Here is a 23,988-nt window from a genome sequence, read left to right on the forward strand (position 1 = left end):
CGCGGCCCCACCCCCTGCCCCGTCGATCATGGAGTTGTGGTGGTGGACAGAGGCCCGCAAATACCCGTACAACGGGCACCACAGGTCCATGATCGACGGGTGGGGACGGGGGCGGGGGTGGGGGCGGGGGTGGGGTTCAGCCTCGGCGGTTCAACCAGCGTTCCAGCGGGGACAGCGGGTTTTCGTTCTGGTTTTGGGGAGGCTGCGGGGTCCTGGGGCGCTCTACCGGGCGGTGCGGGTCGCCGGCCAACTCGTGGCTCGGTGCGGCGAACGCCTTCTCCGGCTGGCCCTTGACGGCTGTCGCGATGACCCGGGCGACCGCGTCGATCACCTTGGTCTGCACGGCCGACCCCACCGAGTCGGCCGGGTCGTCCGGGTTGGCGGCGATGCCGGCCACCGCGACCTGCGGGGTGAAGCCGACGAACGTCTCGGTGGAGTTCTGCTCCGAGCTACCCGTCTTGCCGGCCACCGGCCGGCCGTCGAGGATGTCGTTCACCCCGGTCGCGGTACCACCGTTGCACTGCCCGAACGCCGACTGCTGACCCACCGGGCAGCGCGCGGCATCGGTGGCGGCACGGGCGACGTCGGGGTCGAGGACCCGCTTGCAGGCTGGCTGACCAACCGGCACCTTCGCACCGTTCGCGTCGGTCACCGAGACCACCGGCACCGGGGCGCAGTAGGTGCCGTCGGCGGCCACCGTGGCGTACGCATTGGCCAGGTCCAGCGGGGTGGTGGCGGCCACGCCGAGGGTGAACGAACCCCAGTTTTCGGCGTTGTTCTTGGCGAAGGCGGCATCGGAGTCGGCGCGGAAGGTGATGCCGAGCCGCTGCGCCATCTCGACCACCTTGTCCTGGCCGACCTGCTCGGCCAACCAGACGAAGTAGGTGTTCACCGAGCGGCCGAAGCCGTCCCACATCATCCGGTACCCGTCCATCCAGTCCGGGTTGGCGTTCGCCGGGCACCATTTGCCGTCACAGCTGCCCGGCCCCTCGGCGGCGTACCGGGTGGGCAGCTTGGCCGGCGCGTCGAAGCCGGTGGAGAGGGTACGGCCCGACTCCAGCGCGGCGAGCATGGTGAACAGCTTGAACGTCGAACCCGCCTGGTACCCGTCGACGCTGGCCCCGCCGGAGATCAACGGGTTGACGGTGTTCGGGTAGTTCGGTTGTCCGGCCGGGTTGTCAGCCAGGCTGTAGTGCCGGTTGACAGCCATCGCCAACACCTGGCCGGTGCCGGGCTGGACCGCCGCGATCGGCAGGGCGCGCTTGTTGTCGTACCCGTAGACCTTGGTGGCCTGCTGCTGCGCGGTGGCCTGGATCTTCGGGTCCAGCGAGGTGATCACGGTGTAGCCCCCGGAGCGCAGCGCCTGCTCGCGCTCCGCGACGGTCGCCCCGAACGCCGGCTGGGCCACCCACCACCGCCGCAGGTAGTCGCAGAAGTAGCCCCAGTCGTCGTGCCCCTGGGACACGGCGGTGCAGCCGTTGGGCTGCGCGGTGGGGTGCAGGGCCAGCGGCTCCGCCTTGGCCTGGGCGGCCTGCGCGGCGGTGATCGCGTTGGTGGCGACCATCGAGTCCAGCACGTACGACCGGCGGGCCAGCGCGTCGTCCTTGTCTCCGCTGATCGGGCTGTACGCGTCCGGGGACTGCACCAGGCCGGCGAGCAGCGCCGACTCGGCGAGGGTCAGCTGCGCCGGTGCCTTGCCGAAGTACCGCTGGCTGGCCGCCGCGATCCCGTAGGCGCCGGAGCCGAAGTAGGCGATGTTCAGGTACCGGTCGAGGATCTCGTCCTTGCCGAGGCTCTTGTCCAGCGCGCTCGCGTACCGGATTTCCTGGATCTTGCGACCGACGGTGGGGTCGGTGGCGGCGGCCCGCTCCTCGGCGGTGCGGGTGGGGTCGGTCTTGAGGACGTTACGGACGTACTGCATGGTCAGCGTCGAGCCGCCCTGCTCGGTGCCACCGCCCTTGACGTTCGCCACAAGTGCCCGGGCGAGGCCGCGCAGGTCCGCCCCACCGTGGTCGTAGAAGCGCCGGTCCTCGGCGGCCACGATCGCCTGCCGCATCACCGGGGCGATCTCCGACAACGGGACGTCGGTGCGGTTCACGTCGTAGAACGTGGTGATCAGCGTCTTACCGTCGTTGGCGTAGAGGTACGAGCGCTGCGGGGTGGCCGGGGTCTTCAGGGAGGCCGGCAACGCGGCGTACGACCCGAGCGCGGCGCGGGCGCCGAGCCCGAGCAGCAGGTTGCCGGGGAGCGCGGCGACGGCCAGGACAAGCCCGGCCAACACGCCGGCGAGCAGCACGGTGAACAGCCGCGACAGCGGCGAGCGGGGGGCGGCCATGTTTCCCAGGATTGCCACGGAGTTCGGAAAACGGCCAGCGTGGGCGGCGATTGTCAGGCAATTCACCGCCAACCGTGGCAGCGGCCCGACCGTCAACCCCCCAGTACGCCGCTCCAGCGGATGAACCCGGGCAACAGGAGCACGGCGCACACAAGCGCCAGAACCGTCATCGTCAACGGCAGCCGGGCGCGACGCAACGCCCGGCGCAGGTACTCCTGCCGGATCTCGTGCTTCTCGGGCTCGCTGAAATCACGGTCGATGTAGAGGTCGGCGTCGCGTTCAGCCGCCTGGAACAGGTGCGCCGCCCAGGTCAGGAAGCCGGCGGCGACCACCCAGAGCGCCGAATCCAGCGCGATCTTGCCGGTGGAGACGTCGCTGCCCGGTGGGCCGGTGGAGACGGAGGTGAGCATGTTGATCCCGGCCCCGGCGAAGAGCCCGGCCAGGAAGTTGAGCGTTGACGGCGCCGGCACCGCGATGCTCACGCGTCCTCCTCCGGCCCGAAGTCCGGCCACGGCAGATCCGGCCAGGCGACGCCGCAGACAGTGCTACCGAGCGCGTCGATCTGCTCCAACAGCTCCCGATCGGCGTGCTCGTCGAGCCGACTGCTCAGCTCCGTGAGCTGAGCACGGTAGGCCAACTGCTCGCTGATCACCTTTTCCACGGCGGGCGTCCGCATCGGTCCGTCGCGCTTGCTGATCTTGTCGCGGATGGTCCCCTCGATCTGCTCGCAGCCGCGCTGCCAGGCGCGCAGAAGACGCCTGGACATCGTCGCCCCGTTGGCGGACGACTCGACGGTTTGCGGCGCCACGGCCACCTCCGACAGCTCGGACGGCTCCGGCCGACCTGGGTTGATGACGTCGGCGAACAGTTTCAGGCTCTCCAGCTGCACGATGCGCCACACGATGTCGGCGAGTTGGGCGGCCACGAAGGGAATGCGTAGCCGCTCCTCGGGCGCGGTGCGCAGCAGCGTCGGGCTCCTCCGCTCGGTGGTGATCCGCTGGACCAGCGTCTTCAGGTGGTGCGGGGCGTCACTGGCGGCTTCGGTGCAGAGCAGCGTCGCCTCCAGCGCCTGAGCCATGTCGATCTCCCGGCCCTGGGTGGCCCACTCCCGTTCCCGCCCCAGCAGCCAGGCATAAGCGGTATTCATCCCCGGCCGCATCGGCACCCCGGCTCGCCTCAGGGCACTGAGGCTCATGGCGGTGGTGGCCTCGTCGCGGTTCCACGTGCCGGTGCCGCTGCGCCACCAGTTGTCGAACGGCCCGCCCTCGGACACCTGCAGCTGGAGCCATTTGCAGGCGTCCTCGACCACCGGGTGGTCCACCCGCAGGTTCGCCTGGCACAGGCCGAGCACCACCCGCGCGGTCACCCAGGGCACCCTCGCCGGGTAGAAGTTGCCGTCGTCCTCCTGTGCCCGGCGGGCCACCTCGATCAGGAGGTCGATCCGCTGCTGGTCCTGGTACTTCGCCGGCGCGGCGCCCTCGAAGCCCAGCAGCAGACCGAGCACCCAGTTGCGGTACATCCGATCGGTGTCCAGCTCGTCGGCGCGGATGCCGGCCAGGTGTGGCGCCGCCCCGAGGATGGCGTCCTCCTCGGCCATCGACTCCTGGATCTTGACGAAGTCCTCGTAGTCGGCGGTCACACCACCCACGGGCTCGGGCAGCTTGCAGTCGGGAGCGTCGTAGCTCCAGCGGGCTCGCACCTTGTCGGCGATCTCCTGCCAGGATTCGACGTGGTTGAGCTGAACGAGCGCACTCGCCGCGAAGACGGCGGCGCCGAGATTGTCCCCCCAGGACGGGTCCTCGGCGCTCTGCCGCCGCATCGACCGGCCGTGCCGGATCAGCATCTCCCAGGTGGTGAGCAGGTGCAGGCTGTCGGTACGGGCCATGTCCGGCGAGACCAGCTGGTCGAGCCGACCCAGCGTCGCCTTCATCAGGCGCTCTCCACCGCGCTGCAGATGCAGCCACACGTTGTGCTCCGGGCGCTTCCACAGGTCGGCAGCCTTCCAGTGCTGGAGGGCGTGGTTCATCACCAGCTGAGCCCGACGGCGGGAGCCGATCAGGTAGGCGCCGTCGACCTGGAAGATGAGGCCGTCGTCGCGCAACTGCTCGAGTGTCGTCCGCAACTGACCCGCCTCGCGGGTCGCCATCTGCAGCTCCAGCACGCCGAGGCAGGCCAGGCGGTAGAGCATCTCCCGCTGGTCGTCGGTGGACACCTGCCGGGTGTAGTAGGCCTCCAGGTCCGCCTCGGTGGGCACGCCACCGCGCAAACCGTAGAGGTCGATCGCGGTCAGCGCGATGTGGACGTCGTCCTGAGCCAACCGCCGGATCGTCGGCCAGTTTGCCTCGCTGATGCCGCTCTCGACCAACAGTTGGCTGATCAGCGACTTTCCCTCGGCGAGGACCTGGCGCAGCTCCCGGGTGGGTTCGCCGCCGGCGAGTCTGGGGCCGGCCGACTTCCAGCTCGTGGCGAGCACCTGAACGTCCAGCCCGAAGTCGGAGCGCAGCCGGTTGAGGCAGTCGAACATCTCGTTGAGCACCGGCGGGTTCGCGTGCAGGTTCTCCAGGACCACCAGGTAGTGGCCGGTGTTGCTGCGCCCCTGCTCCAACAGCGCCAGCATGATGGACTCCGGGCCGTCGGCCGGGTCGGCGAGGTTGAGCCAGACGACGCCGTCGCCGGCACCGGAGCGCTTGTCGGCGACGTTTGCCACAAGCGCGGACTTCCCGCAGCCGTGCTCGCCGATGACCACCACGTCGCGGCCCTCTTCGAGCTGAAGCTCGACCTTCGTGGAGCTCTCCGTCAACCGGTCCAGCTTGGCGTAGTACTCCATCGCGGCGGCCGAGGGCCGCTCGGCGTGCCCGACCCGCTTGGGCCGCCAGCTCGGACCGAACGGGTCCTTCTGCAGCGCGTACGCGAGTAGCACCAGCGGCGTGACACCGTGCGTGCCGTCGGTGTCCTCGGTGGTGGCCCGGACGGCATCCTCGGAGAGTCGCACCTCGGTGGGGCGCCCCATCGCCTCGACCCGGACGACCAGCTCGTGCCCCACCCCGTCGAGGAACTCCGTCGCCGCGCTGACGACCCGCAGCGCGGCGGGTCGCTTGTCGAGCATGGCCGTCTGGGCGGTGAGGTCCTTGTGGGCGGCGGTGAGCAGCTCGTACGCGCTCGCGTTGGGGCTGAGAGCGTTGACGGCCAACCAGGGCGAATAGTCGGGCACCGACCCCCCCTTCGGCGATCACCGTGGGTCAACCACATCACCACGACATGTTGATGCTAACCGCCAATCCTCGTGCTGTCGCAGGGCAGGTCCACCCGCAGCCGGAGGTACTGGGTCCGCACCAGTTCGCCGTCGACCGACTCGACGTCCGAATCGGACACCCGGAATCCCGCTCGGTTGAACGCCGCCCGCACGTCGTCGGCGTCCCCGAGGTCGTGGCTGGCCATCCGGGTGGCGTACCGGCGGGCCGCGTAGGCGAGATCGTCCAGCTCCACCGAGAGCAGCCCCCGCCAGCCCGCGGCCCGCTCACGGAAGCGCAGCTCGAAGTCGTCGACGAGATCGGACACCCGGTGCCGGTCGTCCTGCTCCTCGTCATCCCTGGGCCACTCGTTGCCCGGGTGCAACCGGACGGTGGTGATCACCGAACCACCCGGGTTCAGCAGCGCCGACCAGCTGCCGAGCACGGTGTCCGCCGAGTCGCGGTTGAACCGGGTCAGGAACGCGTCGGCCAGCACCAGGTCGAACCGGCCGTCCTCGACGAGCCGGGCGACCGCGTCGGGACAGGTCACGTCCGCCTGGTGCACCTGGACCCGGGAACCGACCTGCTTGGCGTACCAGTCGCAGGCCAGCAGCGGCGTCTGACACATGTCGAGCACGTGCACGTCCAGGTCGGTGGGGAGGACACCGACCGCCGACCGGGCCGCCTCCAGGATGTAGGCGAGCAGGGTGTAGTCGGCGGTGCCACTGATCAACACCCGGCGGGCGCCCTGGCGGAACGCCTCGGCCAACTGCCTGGTGTAGAACTCGGCGTGCCATTGCGGGCTGCTGACCATGTCGAACAGCCGCAGGTACTGCCAGGACTGGTGGTACCAGGAGCAGCCGGTCCGGTCCAGGTGGGACGGTCCGCAGGACATCGGGGCCATCGCGTACAGCATGTTCGCCGACTGGAGCAGCCAGCGGGTCAGCTCCAGGCCGGGCCGGCGCGGTCGACCACGGTCGGGGAGGCATGCCTGGCTGCGCAGCCGATCCCAGAGCAGGCGGGCCTGACTCACCTCGTCGGAGTGACCACTGACCACCCAGGACGCGAGGCCGTCGCCGCCCACCTCCTGCCGCACCACCACCTGACCGTCGATCAGCCACATGTCGGTCATCGGCGCCAGCGGCGGCTCACCGGCGATGAACACCGGCACCATCACCGCGTCCAGATCATGCTCCAGGTCCTCGGCCAACTGCTTGTCGACAGCGCCGGTGCCCACGTCCTCCCCGGGCACCAGGTACATGCGGCGTACCGTGGCCCGCTGCGCCAACTGGCGGAACATCGCCCGGGAGAACGGGTCGACGGACCGGCTCGCGGTGGTGTACGGGACTATCTGGCACAGCTCGTCGTGCACCCCGGCGACCAACCCCTGCACCAACTCGTCCATCGCCGCGCCGGGTAGCCGCACCGAGTTGGGGTCGGTGCCCTCGTAGGAGGCCCGGTAGAAGAGGCTGGCCCGCCGCGCCCGGTCGATCAGGTCGGCTGGCGTGACCCTCCCCGGCGCCCCCTTTCGCTCGGTCATCTCGACCACTCCCTCACCCTCGCGACGCCGTGATCACCAAATGATGGCTCCCGGGCACCAACTCGGCGTGCCGGATGAGCCACCCTGATTCCCTGACGGCGGCGATGGCGTCGGGATAGTGGAACCTGCGGGACTGGAAACAGCGGACGCGATGGCCCGCCTGCACCTCTGCGCCACCCAGGACGCCCGGTCGGAGCAGCACTGCTTCGCCGGTCACCGCCCCGTCGCGCCACTGCAGCACGAAATCCAGGTCGACCTCGGGCAGACCGGCGGCGCGCAGCGGCTCCAGGGCCGCGGCGCGGAACTCCGGGCAGCGGTACGGCGCAAGCACCGTCTCCGCCGGCTCGTCCGGCCGACCGACCACCACGCTGAGCACGAGCACGTCGTGCGGGCGCAGCGAGGCTCGGATGTTGGCCAGGGCAGCGGTCGGGCATTCCAGGTTGCCGAGTGTGTGCCCGAGCAGGCAGACGACCACCGGTTCAGGACCGGGTCGCCACCGCTCGACACCCTCGGACACGCCGGACTCGATGTCCCACACGTGAGAGTCAACGCTCATCCGGCCGGCGGCGAAGCGGGCCAACCGGTGACAGGCGATGGCGAGCAGGGTGGCGCTGAAGTCCAACGCGAGGTAACGCTGGCAGGGGTGACCGAGGCTGGTCAGGTGGCCGAGGAAGGCGCTGCTGCGCCGGCCGTTGCCGGGGCCGATCTCGGCTACCGCGAGCGCGTCGGCGGTCAGCGCCTGGGCCGCCAGCAGGGCTTCGGCCTCGTGCCGGGCAGAGGTGAGCATGCTCAGGTAGTCGTCGGTGCTGGCGTACGCGTCGTGCGTGTGGGCGGCACTGCCGGCGTAGGCGAACTTGAGTGGCAGCTGACCGGCGTGGATGGCGGCCAGCGCGGCTCGACGATGCCGCTCGCACTCGAAGTGTGGTGACGGGCAACGGCTCGCGTCACCTGTCGGATCGGGCTGTGGTGGCAGGTTGGTGGCGCCTGTGCCCACCGCGCCGATCGCTTCCGCCACAATGCCCTCCGACGAAGTCAGAGCTGCCGCCGACCTGATAGTAGGGCAATGACGCATGACAATGGCTCGTGTACGCCTGGATTGTTTCAGGATCTGCAACCACAGCACCTCATTCGCCACTAGTAGCAGACCAATAAGCTGATCGCCACCGACCATCGGCCGGACATTCAAGCCGAACGGCTGAATTGCGCACCGGGCGACTCAGTCGGGCCGGCCACTGCGTTTACGCAACTGTTGCACGGCGGCGCGGGCCGCCGTGGTGAACGTCGGCGCGGTGAACTGGTGCCGTTGCCAGTCGCCGTGCAGCCCGCCGATGTCGTCCACCCCCTCCTCCACCAGCAGCACCATGTACTTGCTGAAGGCGAGGGCGGCTCCCTTCTCCTCGATCAGCCAGGCGCTTGTCGCGAACTTCTCCCCGGGCTCGGCAAACTGCCGGGCCCGGGTCATCAACGATACGAAGTACTCGCACTCCCGAATACGGTTGAGCACCGCCATTCCGACGTACCCGTCCGCGGCCCGGCCGGTGATCACGGTGAAACCCTGGTCCTCCAACAATCCGGTGAGACCCCGGACGAAGCCGTCCTCCTCCTTGAAGCGGTAGGACAGGAAAACGGTGTTGCTGGCGACCTTCGGTCGCACCAGGCCCGGTTCCGGCCGAACATGCTCCAGAATCCGCACCTGGTCGACGTCGTCGACCAGGCGTTCCAATTCGTCGTCGCCAGTGCTGCTCGCCCGCTCGCGCACCTCGCCGAGGAGCCGATCCGCCCGGGATCTGCCGGTGGCGAGCAGCCGGAACGCCTGACACTTGGTCAGGACCACGTCGGCCTCGGCCCCCAACATCTCCGGCGGAGTGCGCTTGTCGAGGGTGATGGCATCGCGCAGCCGGGTGCGGTCTCCGTGGTAGAACGTCACCGCTTGTTCCTCGACCCGGGCCAGGTCCACGTAGAGCACCGTCGCGATGCCCTCGTCCGTCCGGGCGAGAACGAACCGGGCGGCCTGAGCCAGATCGGTGCTGAGTGGATCGACGATGAGCACGTCGAATTCCGTCGCGCCCGCGACCCGCGCTGCGGCGTCGGCAAGGGTCTCGACCGCCACCACCCGCTCCACCAGAGGGCTGGAGGTCAGTTCCTGGTAGAGCCGGCCCGCAGCGGAACTATCGTTATCGCAGAGCAGCACGGTCAATCGGGGAAGCGCAGCCACGATATTGCTCCATGAATGTCGACATCGCCGGGAATTGAGCACCAATGGTGGCACGATCCCGCGGCGAGACGCCTCCGCGTTGCGTCCGCCGACAATGGCCAAACGGACCCGTGCCGCGCCGTTGGGACGGGGCGCCATGGGCTGTGTGCTTTCCGGGGCCACACAGTCGGACCTCGGGCGGATCACCGCCCGACGGAGCCGGGGCGCGTCGACCGGATCGGTGCCCGGCCGCTGCCCAGCCGCGCTCTGAGCCCGCGAACTGGGCCGTCACCAGCGGCGGCGCACTGTCGAGTGCCGAGGCTACGTCGACGAAACCGTTGTCCGCCCCGACGTCACCAGCCGCCTCACCGCTATCGACGAGTGGCGGTGACGATGTCGGCACAGGCCGACCACGGCTCGACCCGACCAACCCGAAGGTCACGGATCCGACAGTTCCGTGGAACCGTCTTTCCCGCCGCCGTAGGCCCGCGGGACAACCTCATTTCGTCGTATGGGCTAACCCGCGGCAGGTTTATCGCCGGCACGAATCAGGCGGCGGAAATGGGGCCACCCGGGGCGGTGGGCGGCCCGGCCGGAGTGGAGAGGCTGGCGCTGGCCGCGTCGCGGGCGGTTTCCCGGGGCATCAGGCGGCCGGAACGGTAGCCGATACCGATGCCGGCGATCAGCACGAAGATCGCGCCGAACGTCTGCAGCGAGCCGATCAGGGCACCGCCCAGGCCGAGCAGCGGCGCGGCGATGATCAGCATGACCCCGTCACCAAGACTGAAGGTGCCCGAGCGGGCCACCGCCCACCCGGTGAGAAACCAGCCCACGCTGTAGAACGTCGCGCCGAGCAGGACCAGCGACCGTGCGGTGGTGCCGAAGACCGGCGTCTGCTCGGCGAGCCCGGCGAAGGGCAGCATCAGCACGGTGCCGGCGATGCTCACCAGCAGCCCGGCGGCGGCCACCCGGCGGCTGCGGGTCGCCGCCAGCAGCCCGGTGAGGGCCAGCAGCGCGAGCAGGCCGAGCCAGACCGCGGCCACCCAACCGATCAGGTACGCCGCCCGGCCGTCGGCCGGATAGGGGTCGTTGCCCACCCCGCCGTCGCTGGCCATCGCCACCACGCCGTAGAGGATGGCGTACGCGGGCAGCAGCCACACGGCCGCCCGCGCGAACCGGCGCACCGACCAGGCCCAGCTGGCGTTGGTGGCCGGGCTGCCCGGCGTCGGCTCGTCGACGAACGGCAGTACGCCGAACCCGCCACCGGTGCTGCGGGATCCCAGCGGGGCGAGGGGGTCGTGCGCGCCGGGCACCGGGGCCGAGGACCACATCCGATTCGCCGGATCCTTCATGCGTCACCTCGCTCGTCCGCGAGTGGTGCGGAACGCGCCGGGGCGCCCCGATTGCCTGGTCACCACCCGTCCTAGGACCGATCGTGGCAGGCTTCGGAGCGCCCCATGAGTCTTTCTCGCATTTATCCGGTCGGGCGACCGGCGTCCTGGATCAGCCGCGCTCGCGCTTGTCGGCCGGATCCTCGGTCAGGCTGGCCGGCGACACCGGCTCCGGCGCGGGCAGCCCCTGCGGCTTGTTGCCGCCGGTGGCCTGCGCCTCGGCGACGCGTACCTCGTCGTGGATCTGCTGGGCGGCGGCGGCCGCGGCCTGCGCCGCCTCCGCGGCCTCGCGCTCCACCTGGCTCGCGTGGTCCGCGGCCTCCGGTGCGGGCAGGTCCCCGACCATCTGGCTCAACCCGCCGAGCGCGCCACCCATCCCCTCCAGGGCCTTGGTCAGCTCGGCCGGGACGATCCAGACCTTGTTGGCGCTGCCCTGCGCGATCTGCGGCAGGGCCTGGAGGTACTGGTATGCGAGCACCTTCTGGCTCGGGTTCGCCTGGTGGATCGCGTCGAAGACCGTCCGGATCGCCTTCGCCTGACCCTCGGCCTGCAGGATCCGGGCCTGCCGGTCACCGTCGGCCCGCAGCACCGCCGACTGCTTCTCACCCTCGGCGGTGAGGATCTGCGACTGCTTGTGTCCCTCCGCGGTGAGGATCGCCGCCCGGCGGTCCCGCTCGGCGCGCATCTGCTTCTCCATCGAGTCACGGATGCTGGCCGGCGGCTCGATCGCCTTGATCTCGACCCGGGTCACCTTGATGCCCCACCGGCCGGTGGTCTCGTCCAGCACCCCGGAGAGGTGCCGGTTGATCTCGTCCCGGCTGGTCAACGCCCGCTCCAGGTCGAGCGAGCCGATCACGTTACGCAACGTGGTGACGGTGAGCTGCTCGATGGCCTGCAGGAAGCTGGAGATCTCGTAGGTCGCCCGGACCGCGTCGACCACCTTGAAGTAGAGCACCGTGTCGATCGAGACCACGAGGTTGTCCGAGGTGATCACCGGCTGCGGCGGGAAGCTGACCACCTGCTCCCGCATGTCGACCTTCGTGCGCACCGCGTCGATGAACGGCACCAGCAGGTTGAGGCCCGGGGTGAGCGTGCGCTTGTACTTGCCAAGCCGTTCCACCACGTCCTGGCGTTGCTGCGGCACGATCCGCACCGCCTTCGCCAGCGTTATCACGGCGATCAACGCCACCGCGATCACCACCACCCCGATTAAGGTCATCCCGTTCACCCTCTCGCTTCCGGCAGCTCGCCGGCGGAAGAAATATCGTCCTGCCAGACCAGGGCGGTCGCGCCCCGGACTTTGATCACCCGAACCCGTTGACCCGGGTCGAACGTCTGCGTCGTGTCATACGAGCGGCCACTCCACAGCTCACCGTCGATCTTGACGAGGCCGTGGTCGGCGTCCACCCGCTCCAGCACCAAGGCCGTGGAACCCACTATCGCCTCCAGGCCGAACGGCTGGTCGCCGCTCTCCAGCGCCGAACGCTGATGCCGCCGCAGGGCCGGCCGGGCCACCAACAGACTCAGCGCCGACACCACCGCGAAGACAAGCGCCTGTACCGCTACCGACGCACCCAGCGCGGCGGCACCGCCAGCGGCGAAGGCACCAGCCGCGAACATGATCAGAAACAGCGTCGTCGTGAAGATCTCGGCGACGGCCAGCAGCACACCCAATACGATCCACACCACGGCGTCCACCCCACGATCGTGACACGCAAATGCACGCGCGGCCTCCTCTGGAAGATCAGTAGGCTCGGCGCCGCCCAGTTTCGACCACGATCCGAAGGTCCGACCCCGAGGAGATCCCGTTGACCCTGCTGCCCGAGACCGCCCGACGGATCGACGCCCAGGTCGCCCAGGCGCAGCTGGACGGGCACGCCCCGTCGCTGGTACTCGGCGTGGTCCGCGACGGCGCGCTGGTCCACCTGGCCACCGCCGGCGAGCACCCCCGCCCGGACGCCGACCTGCAGTACCGGCTCGGCTCGATCAGCAAGACGATGACCGCGACCCTGATCATGCAACTGCGTGACGCCGGCCGCCTCGCCCTCGACGACCCGCTCGAGGAGCACCTCCCCGGCACCGGCGTGGGCTCGCTCACCCTGCGCCAGCTCCTCGGGCACGCCAGCGGCATCCAGCGCGAGCCCGAGGGCGAGTGGTGGGAGCGGACCGCCGGGGTCGACCTGACCACCCTGCTCGCCGGGGTCGATCCCGACAAGATCGCCTATCCGCCGCACGCCACCTACCACTACTCCAACCTGGCGTACGCGCTGCTCGGCGGGCTGCTCGAACGGCTCACCGGGACCCCCTGGGTGGACCTCCTCGGCGAGCGGATCCTCACCCCGCTGGGCCTGCCCCGCACCACCTACGCGGCCATCGAGCCGTTCGCCCGTGGCTACGTCGTCCACCCCTGGCACGACACAGTGCGCGAGGAGCCGCGGACCGACACCGGTGCGATGGCCCCCGCCGGGCAACTCTGGTCGACGATCGAAGACCTGGGCCGCTGGGCCGCGTTCCTCGCCGACCCCGACCCGTCGGTGCTGGCCGCCGACACCCTTACCGAGATGTGCTCCCCCGTGGTGATCAGTGACCTGAAGTCCTGGACCCACGGGCACGGTCTCGGCCTCGAACTCCACCGGGAAGGCGACCGCGTCTTCGTCGGCCACGGCGGCTCGATGCCCGGCTACGTAGCCTCACTGGCCGTACACCGGCCCAGCCGCACCGCCGTTGTCGGCTTCGCCAACTCGTACGGCTTCCGCAGTGGTCACATCGGCGCGCTCGGCCGGCGACTGCTCACGCTGGTCCTGGACGCCGAGCCCGCACCTGTCACCCCGTGGCGGCCGGCCGAGGCCGCGCCGCCCGCCGACCTCGCCGAACTGACCGGCCACTGGTGGTGGATGGGCACCTTCATCGAGGTGTACGCCGACGCCGCAGGTGACCTGCACGCCGGCCCCGTCGGCGCACCCGACCTCCGCTTCGTGGCCGAGGGGCCGGACAGGTGGCGGGGGCGCGCCGGCGAGCAGGACGGCGAGATTCTCAGCGTGCGCCGGGACGAGCAGGGCCGGGCGGTCGCGTTGGACATCGCGACCTTCGTCTACACCCGCACCCCCGACCAGGAGCCCTGAGTCGCGCCGCTCCGGCCGAGGCGGACCCCTCCGTCGCACCCGACAGCCCGCGCAACCGCGCCGAGCCCCCGGGCGCCTGCCACGATCCGCGAACCTTGCCTGATGTCGCTCCCCCCAGCGCCCCGAAGGCAGCCGTCGCGGATCGTGGCGGAGGCGGGCGCGGGACCGCGCGGGTGGGTCAGGTTGGTTCGGTGACGAAGTCGATAAGGCGTTCCATCGCGTTGATCAGCGGCGTCTCCACGTCGGCGAAGCTGTTCACCCGGGACAGGATGTGCCGCCACATCGCCGCCGGCTCGGCCACCCCGAGGGCGGCACAGACCCCCTCCTTCCACGGCTGCCCCGGTGGCACCACCGGCCACGCCGCGATGCCCAGCGCCGCCGGCTTCACCGCCTGCCAGACGTCCACGTAGGGATGGCCGGTGACGAGCACGTACGGCGAGGTCACCTGGGCGACGATCCGGCTCTCCTTGCTGCCCGGCACGAGGTGGTCGACGAGCACGCCGAGGCGTCGGGTCGGGCCGGGGTCGAAGCCGCGTACCTCGGTGTCGAGGGCGTCGATGCCGTCCAACGGCTCCACGACCACACCCTCGATCCGCAGGTCGTCGCCCCAGATCCGCTCGACAAGCGCGGCGTCGTGGATGCCCTCCACCCAGATCCGGCTGGCCTTGGCCACCCGGGCCTTCACGTTGTCGACCGCCACCGAACCGGAGGCCGTCCGTCGCCGGGCCGCCGGCACCGCGGCCCGGCTCGGACGGCGCAGGGTCACCGGGCGGCCGTCGAGCAGGAACGCGGCCGGCAGTAGCGGGAAGTTGCGCCGCCGGCCATGCCGGTCCTCAAGGACCACGGCGCCGGCCTCGAAGCCCACCACCGCCCCGCAGAACCCGGAGTCGGCATCCTCCACGACGAGATCCGGTTCGGCGTCCACCTCGGGGGTGACCTTCCGCCGCCGCCAGTCCCCCGCCAACACGTCCTCGCTGTATCGCCCCGCCATGACGATCACGCTAACCTCCGCGGCTCCGCCCCCGGCCCCGACACACCGCCCACCCGCCCCCACCCGCCGGCCGGGCCGGGGCCCGGCAGCGTGGCAGAAAATCGGGGCGAACAGGGTAGTTCGGGGCAGGCCGGGCGACCGGAGCGGCAGTCGAGACAGGGCCGGTCAGGACCACGTACCCTTTCGGCATGTCCACCCCCGCAGCGGGCGCGGCCACACTCACGCCGCGCCGGTCGAGCCGGTTCGTCGCCTGGGTGCGCGCGTGGCGCGCCGGGTTGGTGCCCTACGACGAGGTCGCCGACGCCATCGCCGGCGACGAGGAACACCTCGTCGCGGACGCCCCCGGCACCTGGACCGACATCCCGCTGGGTGCCGCGCTGCCCACCCTGGCCAAGCTCTCCCCGGACGACATCCGCCTGGTGCTGCCCGCGCCGGGTGACCCCCGAGGGCTGCCCGGGCCGGGCGACTTCGCCGGGGCGGCACTGGTCACGGGCGAGGCGGTGGTCGCCGGCGGGCTCGGTCTGATCCCCCAGGTGCGCTCGCACACCTCCGGCTCGGGAGACTGCTTCGAGACGGTGCTCTGGCGGGTCTATCCGCTGCCGGCAAACGCGCCCGCCGCGTCACTCTCGTTGCCCGGCGCCGCCGAGGCGGAGGCCGAGCTGGCCGCCGCGCTGGCCGAGACGACCGCCGCGCTGACCCGACTCGACGTGGCCCAGTGGCGGCCCGAGTTGGCCGGCGCGCTGGCCGCGCTGCGCCGCCCGGACGGCGCCACCGACCTGCCACCGGGCTTCGATCCGCGAGCCCGCCGGCTCTTCGCCCGCGCCGCGGTGCTCGATCGGGTGCTCGCGTTGGCCGGGCACGCCGCACCCGGCGGCGCGATAAACAACTACGAGGCCCAGCAGCGCGACGCGGCTCTGCGTCCCCTCACCACGGCCTGCCGTCAGGCGCTGGTGGCCGCCTGCAACGCCCCCCTGCGCCCCTGACCCGATCACCCCGCGCCACACCACGAGGACCCGCGCCACGCCGCCAAGGCCCGACGCGCCAGCCGCCGGTCCGATGCGCCCGCCGCAAGGCCCGACACGCCCGCGCACCGGCCCGACACGCCCCGACGCCGGCCCGACACGCCCGCGCACCGGCCCGACACGCCCGCGCACCGGCCATGATCGCGCTCGAACATGGATGTAGTGGCCTTCGGCGCAGCTGGTGACCACTACATCCTGGATAGAGCGCGATCATCACAGGCCGCGCGATCATCACAGGCCGCGCGATCATCACAGGCCGCGCTCGGCAGCGCGCGGCAGCGTCAGCGGCACGGGCAAGCGCCGGCAGCGCCGTGCGGTCAGATCTCGTCGAGCAGGTCCGCGACCGAGTTGATGATCCGGGACGGGCGGTACGGGTAACGTTCCGCCTCGGTGCGGCTGCTGATCCCGGTGAGCACCAGGATGGTCTCCAGCCCCGCCTCCAGACCGCAGAGGATGTCGGTGTCCATCCGGTCACCGATCATCGCGGTGCTCTCCGAGTGCGCGTTTATCGTGTTGAGCGCCGAGCGCATCATCATCGGGTTGGGCTTGCCGACGAAGTACGGCTCCACCCCGGTCGCCTTGGAGATCATCGCGGCGACCGAGCCGGCGGCGGGCAGCGCACCCTCCACGGACGGGCCGGTCACGTCGGGATTGGTGCAGATGAACCGCGCCCCGTCGTTGATCAGGCGGACCGCCTTGGTGATCGCCTCGAAGCTGTAGGTGCGGGTCTCGCCGAGCACCACGTAGTCCGGGGCGAAGTCGGTGAGCACGTAGCCGACCGCGTGCAGCGCCGTGGTCAGTCCGGCCTCACCGATGACGTACGCGGTGCCGCCCGGCCGCTGGTCGGCGAGGAACTGGCCGGTGGCCAACGCGGACGACCAGATCGACTCCTCCGGCACGTCCAGCCCCATCCGGCTCAGCCGGGCCGTCAGGTCACGCGGGGTGTAGATCGAGTTGTTCGTCAGCACCAGGAACGGCTTGCCGGAGGCACGCATCCGGTTGATGAACTCCGGCGCCCCGGGCACCGGCTGCCCCTCGTGCACCAGCACGCCGTCCATGTCGGTCAGCCAACTCTGCACGGGCTTACGGTCATGCATCGGTGCTCCCAGCAGGCGTCGGACGGCGGGTCGGTACACAGCAGACGGTCGGGCAGGAGTCCCACATCGGCAGCTCACCGAGGCGACGGCGCAGCTGCGCGCCGTCCGGTTCGGTCCGCTCGGTGATCAACTCCCGCACCATTGTCACGAAACGCGGGTCGGTGCCCGGGGTGGCGGCCCGGACGAAGTCCAGGCCCAACTGCTTGGCCGTCTCCAGCGCCTCGGTGTCCAGGTCCCAGACGACCTCGAGGTGATCGGAGACGAACCCGATCGGGCTGACCACCACAGCTGTGGTGCCACCCTGCGCGAGGGCGGCCAGGTGGTCGTTGATGTCCGGCTCCAACCACGGCACCTGGGGTGGACCGGAGCGGCTCTGCCAGACCAGGTCGTACGCGAGGTCGGGGGCGGCGGCCGCGGCCACCAGGCGGGCGGTTTCGTGCAGTTGTGCCTCGTACCGGCCGCCGTGCGGGCCGGCGTTGGCCGCCATGGAGCTGGGGATGGAGTGGGCGGTGAAGACCAGCCGGGTGGTGTCCCGCCGCGCCGGGTCGAGTTGCCCCAGGGCCGCCCGGACCGCGTCGGTGTGCGGCTCGACGAAACCGGGGTGGTCCCAGAACTGGCGCAGCTTCTCGATCACCGGGGCGTCCGGGCCGACCGCGGCCCGCGCGGCGGCGATGTCCTCCTGGTACTGCCGGCAGGACGAGTAACCGCCGTACGCGCTCGTGACGAAGGCGAGCGCCCGGGTGATGCCGTCGTCGCGCATCTGGGTCACGGTGTCGGCGAGCATCGGGTCCCAGTTGCGGTTGCCCCAGTAGACCGGAAGGTCGAGCCCGTGCGCGGCGAAGTCGGCGCGGATCGCGGCGAGCAACTCGCGGTTCTGCTTGTTGATCGGGGAGACCCCGCCGAAGTGCTGGTAGTGCTCGGCGACCTCGGCCAGCCGCTCCGGCGGCACGCCTCGACCCCGGGTCACGTTCTGCAGGAACGGCATCACGTCCTCGGGTCGCTCCGGGCCACCGAAGGACACCAGCACCACCGCGTCGTACGACATGGTGTCATTCTTGCCGGTCGGCCGGGACCACCCGGCGACGCCCCCTGGTCCGGCCGTGTGGGTCACGTCGGCGGCGGTCGGGGGCGTCGTCGGGGGAACGTCAGGAGCCGATGGCGTGGTAGCCGCCGTCGACGTGGACGATCTCGCCGGTGGTGGCCGGGAACCAGTCGGACAGCAGCGCCAGGCAGGCCTTCGCGGCGGGCACCTGGTCGCCGAGGTCCCAGCCGAGCGGGGCCCGCTCGGACCAGGCGTCCTCGAACTCGTCGAAGCCGGGGATCGACTTCGCGGCGATGGTGCGCAGCGGCCCGGCGGCGACCAGGTTGCTGCGGATGCCCTGCTTGCCCAGGTGCATGGCGAGGTAGCGCGACGCCGACTCCAGACCGGCCTTGGCCACGCCCATCCAGTCGTAGACCGGCCAGGCCACCTTCGCGTCGAAGGTCAGGCCGACCACCGCGCCGCCGGGGGACATCAGCGGCAGCGCCGCCATCGCGAGGGACTTGTACGAGAAGGTGGAGACGTGCAGCGCGGTCGCCACGTCCTCCCAGGGGGCGTCGAGGAAGCCGCCGCCCAGGCAGCTCTGCGGGGCGAAGCCGATCGAGTGCACGACGCCGTCGAGGCCGTCGACGTGCTCGCGGACCCGGTCGGCGAGGCTGGCCAGGTGGTCGGGGTTGGTGACGTCCACCTCGATGACCGGAGCCGGCTCGGGCAGCCGCTTGGCGATCCGCTCGACCAGGGAGAGCCGGCCGTAGCCGGTGAGCACGACCTGCGCGCCGTTCTCCTGGGCGAGCTTCGCCACCGAGAAGGCGATCGAGGCGTCGGTGATGACACCGGTGACGAGCAGCCGCTTACCGGCGAGCAGTCCGGACATCCGGGAGTTCCTCCGTACGTTGTTGAGATGCGCTGATCAGTGGCCCATGCCGAGGCCGCCGTCGACCGGGATCACGGCGCCGGAGACGTACCCGGCGCTGTCGGAGGCCAGCCAGGTGACCACCCCGGCGACCTCGTCCGGGCTGGCCATCCGGCCGGCCGGGATCGTCTTGCGGATCTCCGCCTTGCGGTTCTCGGGCAGGCCGGCCGTCATGTCGGTGTCGATGAAGCCGGGCGCCACCACGTTGGCCGTGATGTTGCGGCTGCCCAGCTCCCGGGTGATCGAGCGGGCCACGCCGACCAGACCGGCCTTGCTGGCGGCATAGTTGACCTGCCCGGCGCCGCCGGCGAGGCCGACCACCGAGGAGATGAAGATCATGCGGCCCCACTTGGCGCGGAGCATCTTCCCGGAGGCCCGCTTGGCGACCCGGAACGCGCCTGTGAGGTTGGTGTCCACCACACCGGTGAACTGCTCCTCGGTCATTCGCAGCAGCAGCGTGTCGGCGGTCATGCCGGCGTTCGCGACAAGCACCTCGACCGGCCCCAGCTCGGCTTCGACGGCGTCGAACGCGGCGTCGACGGAGGCGGCGTCGGTGACGTCGGCGCGTACGCCGAACAGCCCTTCGGGGGCGTCGCCGCTGCGGTGGGTGACCGCCACCCGGTCGCCCTGCTTGGCGAAGGCCTGCGCGATGGCCAGGCCGATCCCCCGGTTACCCCCGGTCACCAGCACGGTACGGGCCACGGTTCCTCCTTGCGGATGGTCAGCACGGACGCGTCGGAGCCTAGGCGTTACCGGCAGGTAAGCGCTAACGGGAGTCGTGTCACACCGAGGTACGACACCGGGATCAACCCCTGGTGGCACGCCCCGTGACGGCCTCGGCCCGTAGCCTGCGGGTGATGAGACGGCAACCTGTCGTCGTGGCCCTGCGGGCGCTGCGGCAGACCCTGCTGGGCCCGGACGCCCCGCCCGGCCGGCCGCTGCTGGCCCGCTGGCCCGGGCTGGCCCGCCATGCCGGGCCGGTCGGCCTGCTCGCCGCCCTCGGTCTCTTCTGGATCACGGTGACGGTGGAGAGCGACTGGGGCCTGCCGACGCCGATCGCGGTCCTGTTCGCGGCGATGACAGTGGCGCCGCTGCTGGCGCTGCCCCGGCGTCCGCTGCTGGCCTGGCGGCTGACGGTCCTGGCCCTGCTGGTGTGCACGTTCAACGCGCCGGCCGACCAGCCGTGGCCGTGGACCCCGCCGCTGGCGCTCGGCTCGGTGGCGGTGCTCGCGGGGGTCGTCGCGCGTGTCGACCGGCCGGTGCTGGCCTGGGTGGTGGCGATCAGCACGGTGCCGGTGCTCACCCTCGTGCACCCCGACAACCGGCCGGCCGTGCTGGCGCTACTCGGCGCGTCGGCGATCGGCGGCGACCTGATCCGGCGCAACCGGTTGTCCCGGCGGGCGCTTGCCGCGCAGACGGAGCTGAGCGAACGGGAGCAGGAGCGTCGGGCGGTGCTTGAGGAACGCACCCGGATCGCCCGGGAGATGCACGACGTGGTGGCCCACCACATGTCGCTGATCGCGGTGCAGGCGGAAACGGCTCCGTACCGGCTGAGCGACGTGCCGGCCCCGGCGGCCGCCGAGTTCGTCGCCATCGCCGCCTCGGCCCGCGACGCGCTCACCGACATGCGGCGGCTGCTGGGGGTGCTGCGCAGCGAGACGACCGGACCGCAGACCGCGCCGCAGCCGGACCTGACCGACCTGGGCGCGATGGTGGACGCGGCGCACCGGGCCGGGCTGCCGGTCACCCTGGACGCCGAGCTGGTGGACGACGACCGGGTGCCCGCGCCGGTCGGGCTGGCCGCGTACCGCATCGTGCAGGAGTGCCTGGCCAACGCGGCCCGGCACGCGGTCGGGGCCGCGGTGCGGGTCACCGTCCGCGTCGGTCCGTCCGGCCTGGAGGTACGCGTCGAAAACTCGCCGGCCGACGTCCGACCGACCGCCGACGGCGGCTCCGGGCACGGCCTGACCGGCATGCGGGAGCGGGCCACCTCGCTCGGCGGTACGTTCACCGCCGGGCCGCTGCCCGACGGGGGTTACGCGGTGGCGGCCGAGCTGCCGTACGAGCCGGAGGGCGGGGACGCGTGATCAAGGTGCTGATCGCCGACGACCAGGCGATGGTCCGACAGGGCTTCGGGGCGCTGCTGGCCGCCCAGCCGGACCTGCTCGTGGTGGGTGATGCCGCCGACGGCGCGCAGGCCGTCGCCGCCGCCCGCCGGCTCGACCCGGACGTGGTGCTGATGGACGTGCGGATGCCGGTCCTGGACGGTCTGGCCGCCACCCGCACGCTGCTCGGCGACAGGTCGGCGCAGCGCCCCCGGGTGCTCATCCTCACCACCTTCGACCTGGATGACTACGTGTACGAGGCGCTGCGCGCCGGGGCCAGCGGTTTCCTGCTCAAGGACGCCCCGGCAGCCGATCTGGTGCAGGCGGTACGGGTGGTGGCGGCCGGGGACGCGCTGCTCGCCCCGGCGGTCACCCGACGGTTGATCGCCGAGTTCGCGGCCCGCCCGGACCGTCGCCGGCCTCGCCCCACCGACCTGGCCGGGCTCACCCCACGGGAGACCGAGGTGCTGCGGTTGATCGCCCGAGGTCGCAACAACGCGGAGATCGCGGGTGACCTGGTGGTGGCCGAGCAGACGGTGAAGACGCACATCGGGCGGATCCTGGCCAAGCTGGGGTTGCGCGACCGGGCCCAGGCGGTGGTGCTGGCGTACGAGACGGGTCTGGTGGCCGCCGGCGAGTAGTCCCGTGGAGCCACCCCGCAGACGGCTCCCCGGCATGACGATCACGCACCCCCCGCCCGCGCACTCTCCCTCCGGACGACATTCCGGAGGGAGAACGAGATGCGACGACGAGGTGCCAGCCGGCTGGCGCTGGCCGCACTGCTCGGCGTGAACCTGGTCCTGCCGACCCGACCCGAGCCGGTCGCGGCGGCGGGGTTCGTCGAGGCGTACCCCGTGATGGCGGCGGCGATGCGCGCGGCCGGCCCGCCGTACGCGGACTGGGCGGCCGACGGACGCCGGTTCCTGCTGTTCGACGCGCGCGGTGACGGCCGGGCGGTCGAGGTGCTCGGCGACCTGGCCACGGCGGACCGGATCGCGGTGCTGGTGCCGGGGGTCGGCAGCACCCTCGCCGACTTCGACAGGGGGTTGGGTGGGGTGGCCCGGCGGGCGCCGGCGGTGCAGGCCGGGCGGCTCTACCGCGAGTTGCGGGCGAGCGAGCCGTTGGCGCGGGTCGCGGTGCTGGCCTGGCTCGGTTACGACCCGCCCGACGGGGTGTTGACGGCCGCCGGTGGCCGTAGCGCCCGGCGCGGCGCGGCCGGGCTGGCCGGGCTGCTGCGGGAGCTGGCCGCGCGTCGTCCGGCGGCGACGATCACGCTGGTCGGGCACAGCTACGGGGCGCTCGTGGTGGCCCTGGCGGCGGCGGACGCCCCGGCCCAGGTCACCGACGTGGTGAGCCTCGGCGGTGTTGGTGCCGGCGTGCAGCGCGCCGACGACCTGCCCGGCGGGCGGCGGCTCTGGGCGGCGGAGGCGAGCACCGACTGGATCCGTCGGGTTCCGTCGGTACGACTGCCCGGTATCGGCTTCGGCCGCCGCCCCGGTGACCCGTCGTTCGGCGCCCAACCGCTGCCGGTGGGCGGGGTGAGCGGGCACGACGGCTACCTGGCGCCGGGCAGCGCCACGCTTGTCGCGGTGGCGGCGGTCGTGCTGGACAGCGCCGACGCCGACCGGCTCGGAGACGCGCGGTGAACCGGGACCGTGCCGTCGACGCGCTGCGGGCGTACGCCATCGGCGGGGTGGTGCTGGGGCACTGGCTGGTCACCGGGTTGGTGCTGACCGGCGACGGCGGGCTGCACCAGGCCAGTCCGCTTACCGCCCTGCCCGGCCTGGCCCCGATGACCTGGGTGTTGCAGACGCTCGGGTTGTTCTTCTTCACCGCCGGGTTCGGCTCGGCCCGGTCGTTGGCCCGCCACCCGGACGGTACGGGCCGTTGGCTGGCCGGCCGGCTGCGCCGGCTGCTGCTGCCCGCTGTGGCGCTCCTCGGCGTGGGCGCAGCGGTGCTGCTCGCCGCCACCGTCGTCGGCACCTCCGACGACACGCTCGCTGTCGCGCTGCGGCTCGCGGTCAGCCCGCTGTGGTTCCTGGTGCCGCTGGTGTTCCTGGTCGCGGCGACCGGCCCGCTGCGCGCCGCCGTACGCCGGTGGGGGGCGGCGCGTTGTGTCGTACCGGGGGTGGTCATGGTCGCCGCGGCCGACCTGGCGGTGCGCCTGCTGCCGGGCGGCACCGACCTGCCCCCGCTCACCGTGCTGGCGGCCTGGTCGGTGCCCTACCTGCTGGGGGTGGCGCACGCCGACGCGCGGCTGGACGGCCGGCGGGCGGGCGGCACGTTGGTGGCGGGTGGGACCGTCGCACTGGCGGCGCTGCTGGCGCTGGGCTACCCGGTGAGCGCGGTGGGGGTGCCCGGGGCCGGGGTGTCCAACCTGAACCCGCCGTCGTTGTTGGCCGTGGCGCTGGCGGTGGTCCAGGTCGGGCTGGGGCTTCTCGCCCGGCCGGCACTGGAACGGTTGCTGGCCCGGCCGTTGCCGGGCCGGGCGGTGACCGAGGTGAACCGGTTCGCGTTCCGGATCTATCTGTCCCACCAGCCGATCCTGGTGGGGGTGACCGCGCTCACCGCCCGGGGCGGGTTGGCGTTGCCGGGTCTGCACACCGCGCCGGACGATCCGGGCTGGGTGCTGGCGCGCCTCTGCTGGTTGCCGGTGCTCGCCGCGGCGCTGGTCACTGTCGTGCGGACGGGCCAGCCGCGGGTGCGACGCCGACCGGGCGGCGGAGGGGTCGCCGGCCGGTCGGCCGAGTGCGTTCCGCCGGCACCGCGGGTGTACGATCATCGACGTTCCGGCCCGCCCGACTTGCAGGAGGTGATCGCTGTGCGAGATAGCGATCCTCCCAGTCGTGGCCGGGCCGATGGTCAGCCCCGCTGAGCCACGACTCAGTCTGGTGAGCTGACCCCGCTCCGCTCCCCCACCCTCGGCCCACGCCGAGGTGTGTGCCGCGCCGTCGGTTCGCCGACGGTCGCCGGGAGTCGCCCGGTCACGACTTCGTGTGCGCGTCCCCA

At 71.7% G+C, this 23,988-nt stretch carries 20 protein-coding genes; 6 read left to right on the top strand and 14 right to left on the bottom strand.

Annotated features, from left to right (window positions below; translation table 11 throughout):
* Positions 1 to 136: 136 nt before the first annotated feature.
* From AB0B86_RS27315 to AB0B86_RS27355, 9 genes are all read right to left on the bottom strand, one after another.
* Positions 137 to 2,401, bottom strand: a complete 2,265-nt coding sequence (locus tag AB0B86_RS27315) for a transglycosylase domain-containing protein (RefSeq protein ID WP_357408818.1) — start codon at positions 2,399 to 2,401, stop codon at positions 137 to 139.
* 26 nt (positions 2,402 to 2,427) lie between these two features.
* The gene (locus AB0B86_RS27320) at positions 2,428 to 2,817 is read right to left on the bottom strand and encodes a hypothetical protein (RefSeq protein ID WP_357408820.1); all 390 of its coding nucleotides are present in this window, start codon (positions 2,815 to 2,817) and stop codon (positions 2,428 to 2,430) included.
* Complete coding sequence (locus tag AB0B86_RS27325) at positions 2,814 to 5,546, bottom strand: hypothetical protein (RefSeq protein ID WP_357420090.1); 2,733 nt, start codon at positions 5,544 to 5,546, stop codon at positions 2,814 to 2,816. Before AB0B86_RS27325 ends, AB0B86_RS27320 begins: the two co-directional genes overlap by 4 nt.
* Before the next feature lie 56 nt (positions 5,547 to 5,602).
* Positions 5,603 to 7,105 carry a class I SAM-dependent methyltransferase gene (locus AB0B86_RS27330; RefSeq protein ID WP_357408824.1) on the bottom strand — a complete coding sequence of 501 codons (1,503 nt, stop codon included), beginning with the start codon at positions 7,103 to 7,105 and terminating at the stop codon, positions 5,603 to 5,605.
* Between the two features lie 13 nt (positions 7,106 to 7,118).
* Positions 7,119 to 8,120 (bottom strand): L-histidine N(alpha)-methyltransferase, encoded by a 1,002-nt coding sequence (locus AB0B86_RS27335; protein WP_357408826.1) that lies wholly within the window; start codon positions 8,118 to 8,120, stop codon positions 7,119 to 7,121.
* A gap of 201 nt (positions 8,121 to 8,321) precedes the next feature.
* Positions 8,322 to 9,320: a hypothetical protein gene (locus AB0B86_RS27340; protein WP_357420091.1), complete on the bottom strand. Its 999-nt coding sequence runs from the start codon at positions 9,318 to 9,320 to the stop codon at positions 8,322 to 8,324.
* Positions 9,321 to 9,847: 527 nt separating this feature from the next.
* Positions 9,848 to 10,651, bottom strand: a complete 804-nt coding sequence (locus AB0B86_RS27345; RefSeq protein WP_357408830.1) for a hypothetical protein — start codon at positions 10,649 to 10,651, stop codon at positions 9,848 to 9,850.
* A gap of 151 nt (positions 10,652 to 10,802) precedes the next feature.
* Positions 10,803 to 11,909: an SPFH domain-containing protein gene (locus AB0B86_RS27350; protein ID WP_357420092.1), complete on the bottom strand. Its 1,107-nt coding sequence runs from the start codon at positions 11,907 to 11,909 to the stop codon at positions 10,803 to 10,805.
* 5 nt (positions 11,910 to 11,914) lie between these two features.
* Positions 11,915 to 12,388 carry an NfeD family protein gene (locus AB0B86_RS27355; RefSeq protein WP_357420093.1) on the bottom strand — a complete coding sequence of 158 codons (474 nt, stop codon included), beginning with the start codon at positions 12,386 to 12,388 and terminating at the stop codon, positions 11,915 to 11,917.
* Positions 12,389 to 12,498: 110 nt separating this feature from the next.
* On the opposite strand from AB0B86_RS27355, the gene AB0B86_RS27360 reads away from it, so the two are divergent.
* Positions 12,499 to 13,812 (top strand): serine hydrolase domain-containing protein, encoded by a 1,314-nt coding sequence (locus AB0B86_RS27360; RefSeq protein WP_357408836.1) that lies wholly within the window; start codon positions 12,499 to 12,501, stop codon positions 13,810 to 13,812.
* A gap of 178 nt (positions 13,813 to 13,990) precedes the next feature.
* Here AB0B86_RS27360 and AB0B86_RS27365 read toward each other — a convergent pair whose 3' ends face one another.
* The gene (locus tag AB0B86_RS27365; protein ID WP_357408838.1) at positions 13,991 to 14,803 is read right to left on the bottom strand and encodes a DUF3097 domain-containing protein; all 813 of its coding nucleotides are present in this window, start codon (positions 14,801 to 14,803) and stop codon (positions 13,991 to 13,993) included.
* Between the two features lie 188 nt (positions 14,804 to 14,991).
* Between AB0B86_RS27365 and AB0B86_RS27370 the strand changes: the two genes are divergently transcribed.
* A complete protein-coding gene (locus AB0B86_RS27370; RefSeq protein WP_357408840.1) occupies positions 14,992 to 15,786 on the top strand; it encodes a hypothetical protein in 795 nt (264 codons plus the stop codon).
* 356 nt (positions 15,787 to 16,142) lie between these two features.
* On the opposite strand, the gene AB0B86_RS27375 is transcribed toward AB0B86_RS27370, so the two are convergent.
* The 4 genes from AB0B86_RS27375 to fabG all read right to left on the bottom strand — a co-directional run bounded on the left by AB0B86_RS27375 (position 16,143) and on the right by fabG (position 19,576).
* A complete protein-coding gene (locus AB0B86_RS27375; RefSeq protein ID WP_091403868.1) occupies positions 16,143 to 16,922 on the bottom strand; it encodes an HAD-IIA family hydrolase in 780 nt (259 codons plus the stop codon).
* Positions 16,915 to 17,967: a ferrochelatase gene (locus AB0B86_RS27380; protein WP_357408842.1), complete on the bottom strand. Its 1,053-nt coding sequence runs from the start codon at positions 17,965 to 17,967 to the stop codon at positions 16,915 to 16,917. The genes AB0B86_RS27375 and AB0B86_RS27380 overlap by 8 nt, the downstream gene beginning before the upstream one ends.
* Positions 17,968 to 18,067: 100 nt before the next feature.
* Complete coding sequence (fabI, locus tag AB0B86_RS27385; RefSeq protein WP_357408844.1) at positions 18,068 to 18,835, bottom strand: enoyl-ACP reductase FabI; 768 nt, start codon at positions 18,833 to 18,835, stop codon at positions 18,068 to 18,070.
* Positions 18,836 to 18,871: 36 nt separating this feature from the next.
* Complete coding sequence (gene fabG / locus AB0B86_RS27390; RefSeq protein ID WP_357408846.1) at positions 18,872 to 19,576, bottom strand: 3-oxoacyl-ACP reductase FabG; 705 nt, start codon at positions 19,574 to 19,576, stop codon at positions 18,872 to 18,874.
* 155 nt (positions 19,577 to 19,731) lie between these two features.
* On the opposite strand from fabG, the gene AB0B86_RS27395 reads away from it, so the two are divergent.
* The 4 genes from AB0B86_RS27395 (at position 19,732) to AB0B86_RS27410 (ending at position 23,854) form a co-directional block, all read left to right on the top strand.
* Positions 19,732 to 20,961: a histidine kinase gene (locus AB0B86_RS27395; protein ID WP_357420094.1), complete on the top strand. Its 1,230-nt coding sequence runs from the start codon at positions 19,732 to 19,734 to the stop codon at positions 20,959 to 20,961.
* Entirely contained in the window at positions 20,958 to 21,620 is a 663-nt protein-coding gene (locus tag AB0B86_RS27400; RefSeq protein WP_357408850.1) for a response regulator transcription factor, read from the top strand. The genes AB0B86_RS27395 and AB0B86_RS27400 overlap by 4 nt, the downstream gene beginning before the upstream one ends.
* 99 nt (positions 21,621 to 21,719) lie before the next feature.
* Entirely contained in the window at positions 21,720 to 22,625 is a 906-nt protein-coding gene (locus AB0B86_RS27405) for an alpha/beta hydrolase (RefSeq protein ID WP_357420095.1), read from the top strand.
* Positions 22,622 to 23,854 carry an acyltransferase gene (locus AB0B86_RS27410; RefSeq protein WP_357420096.1) on the top strand — a complete coding sequence of 411 codons (1,233 nt, stop codon included), beginning with the start codon at positions 22,622 to 22,624 and terminating at the stop codon, positions 23,852 to 23,854. Before AB0B86_RS27405 ends, AB0B86_RS27410 begins: the two co-directional genes overlap by 4 nt.
* Positions 23,855 to 23,988 lie beyond the last annotated feature (134 nt).

This window comes from Micromonospora sp. NPDC049047, from assembly GCF_040649135.1.
Lineage (GTDB): Bacteria > Actinomycetota > Actinomycetes > Mycobacteriales > Micromonosporaceae > Micromonospora.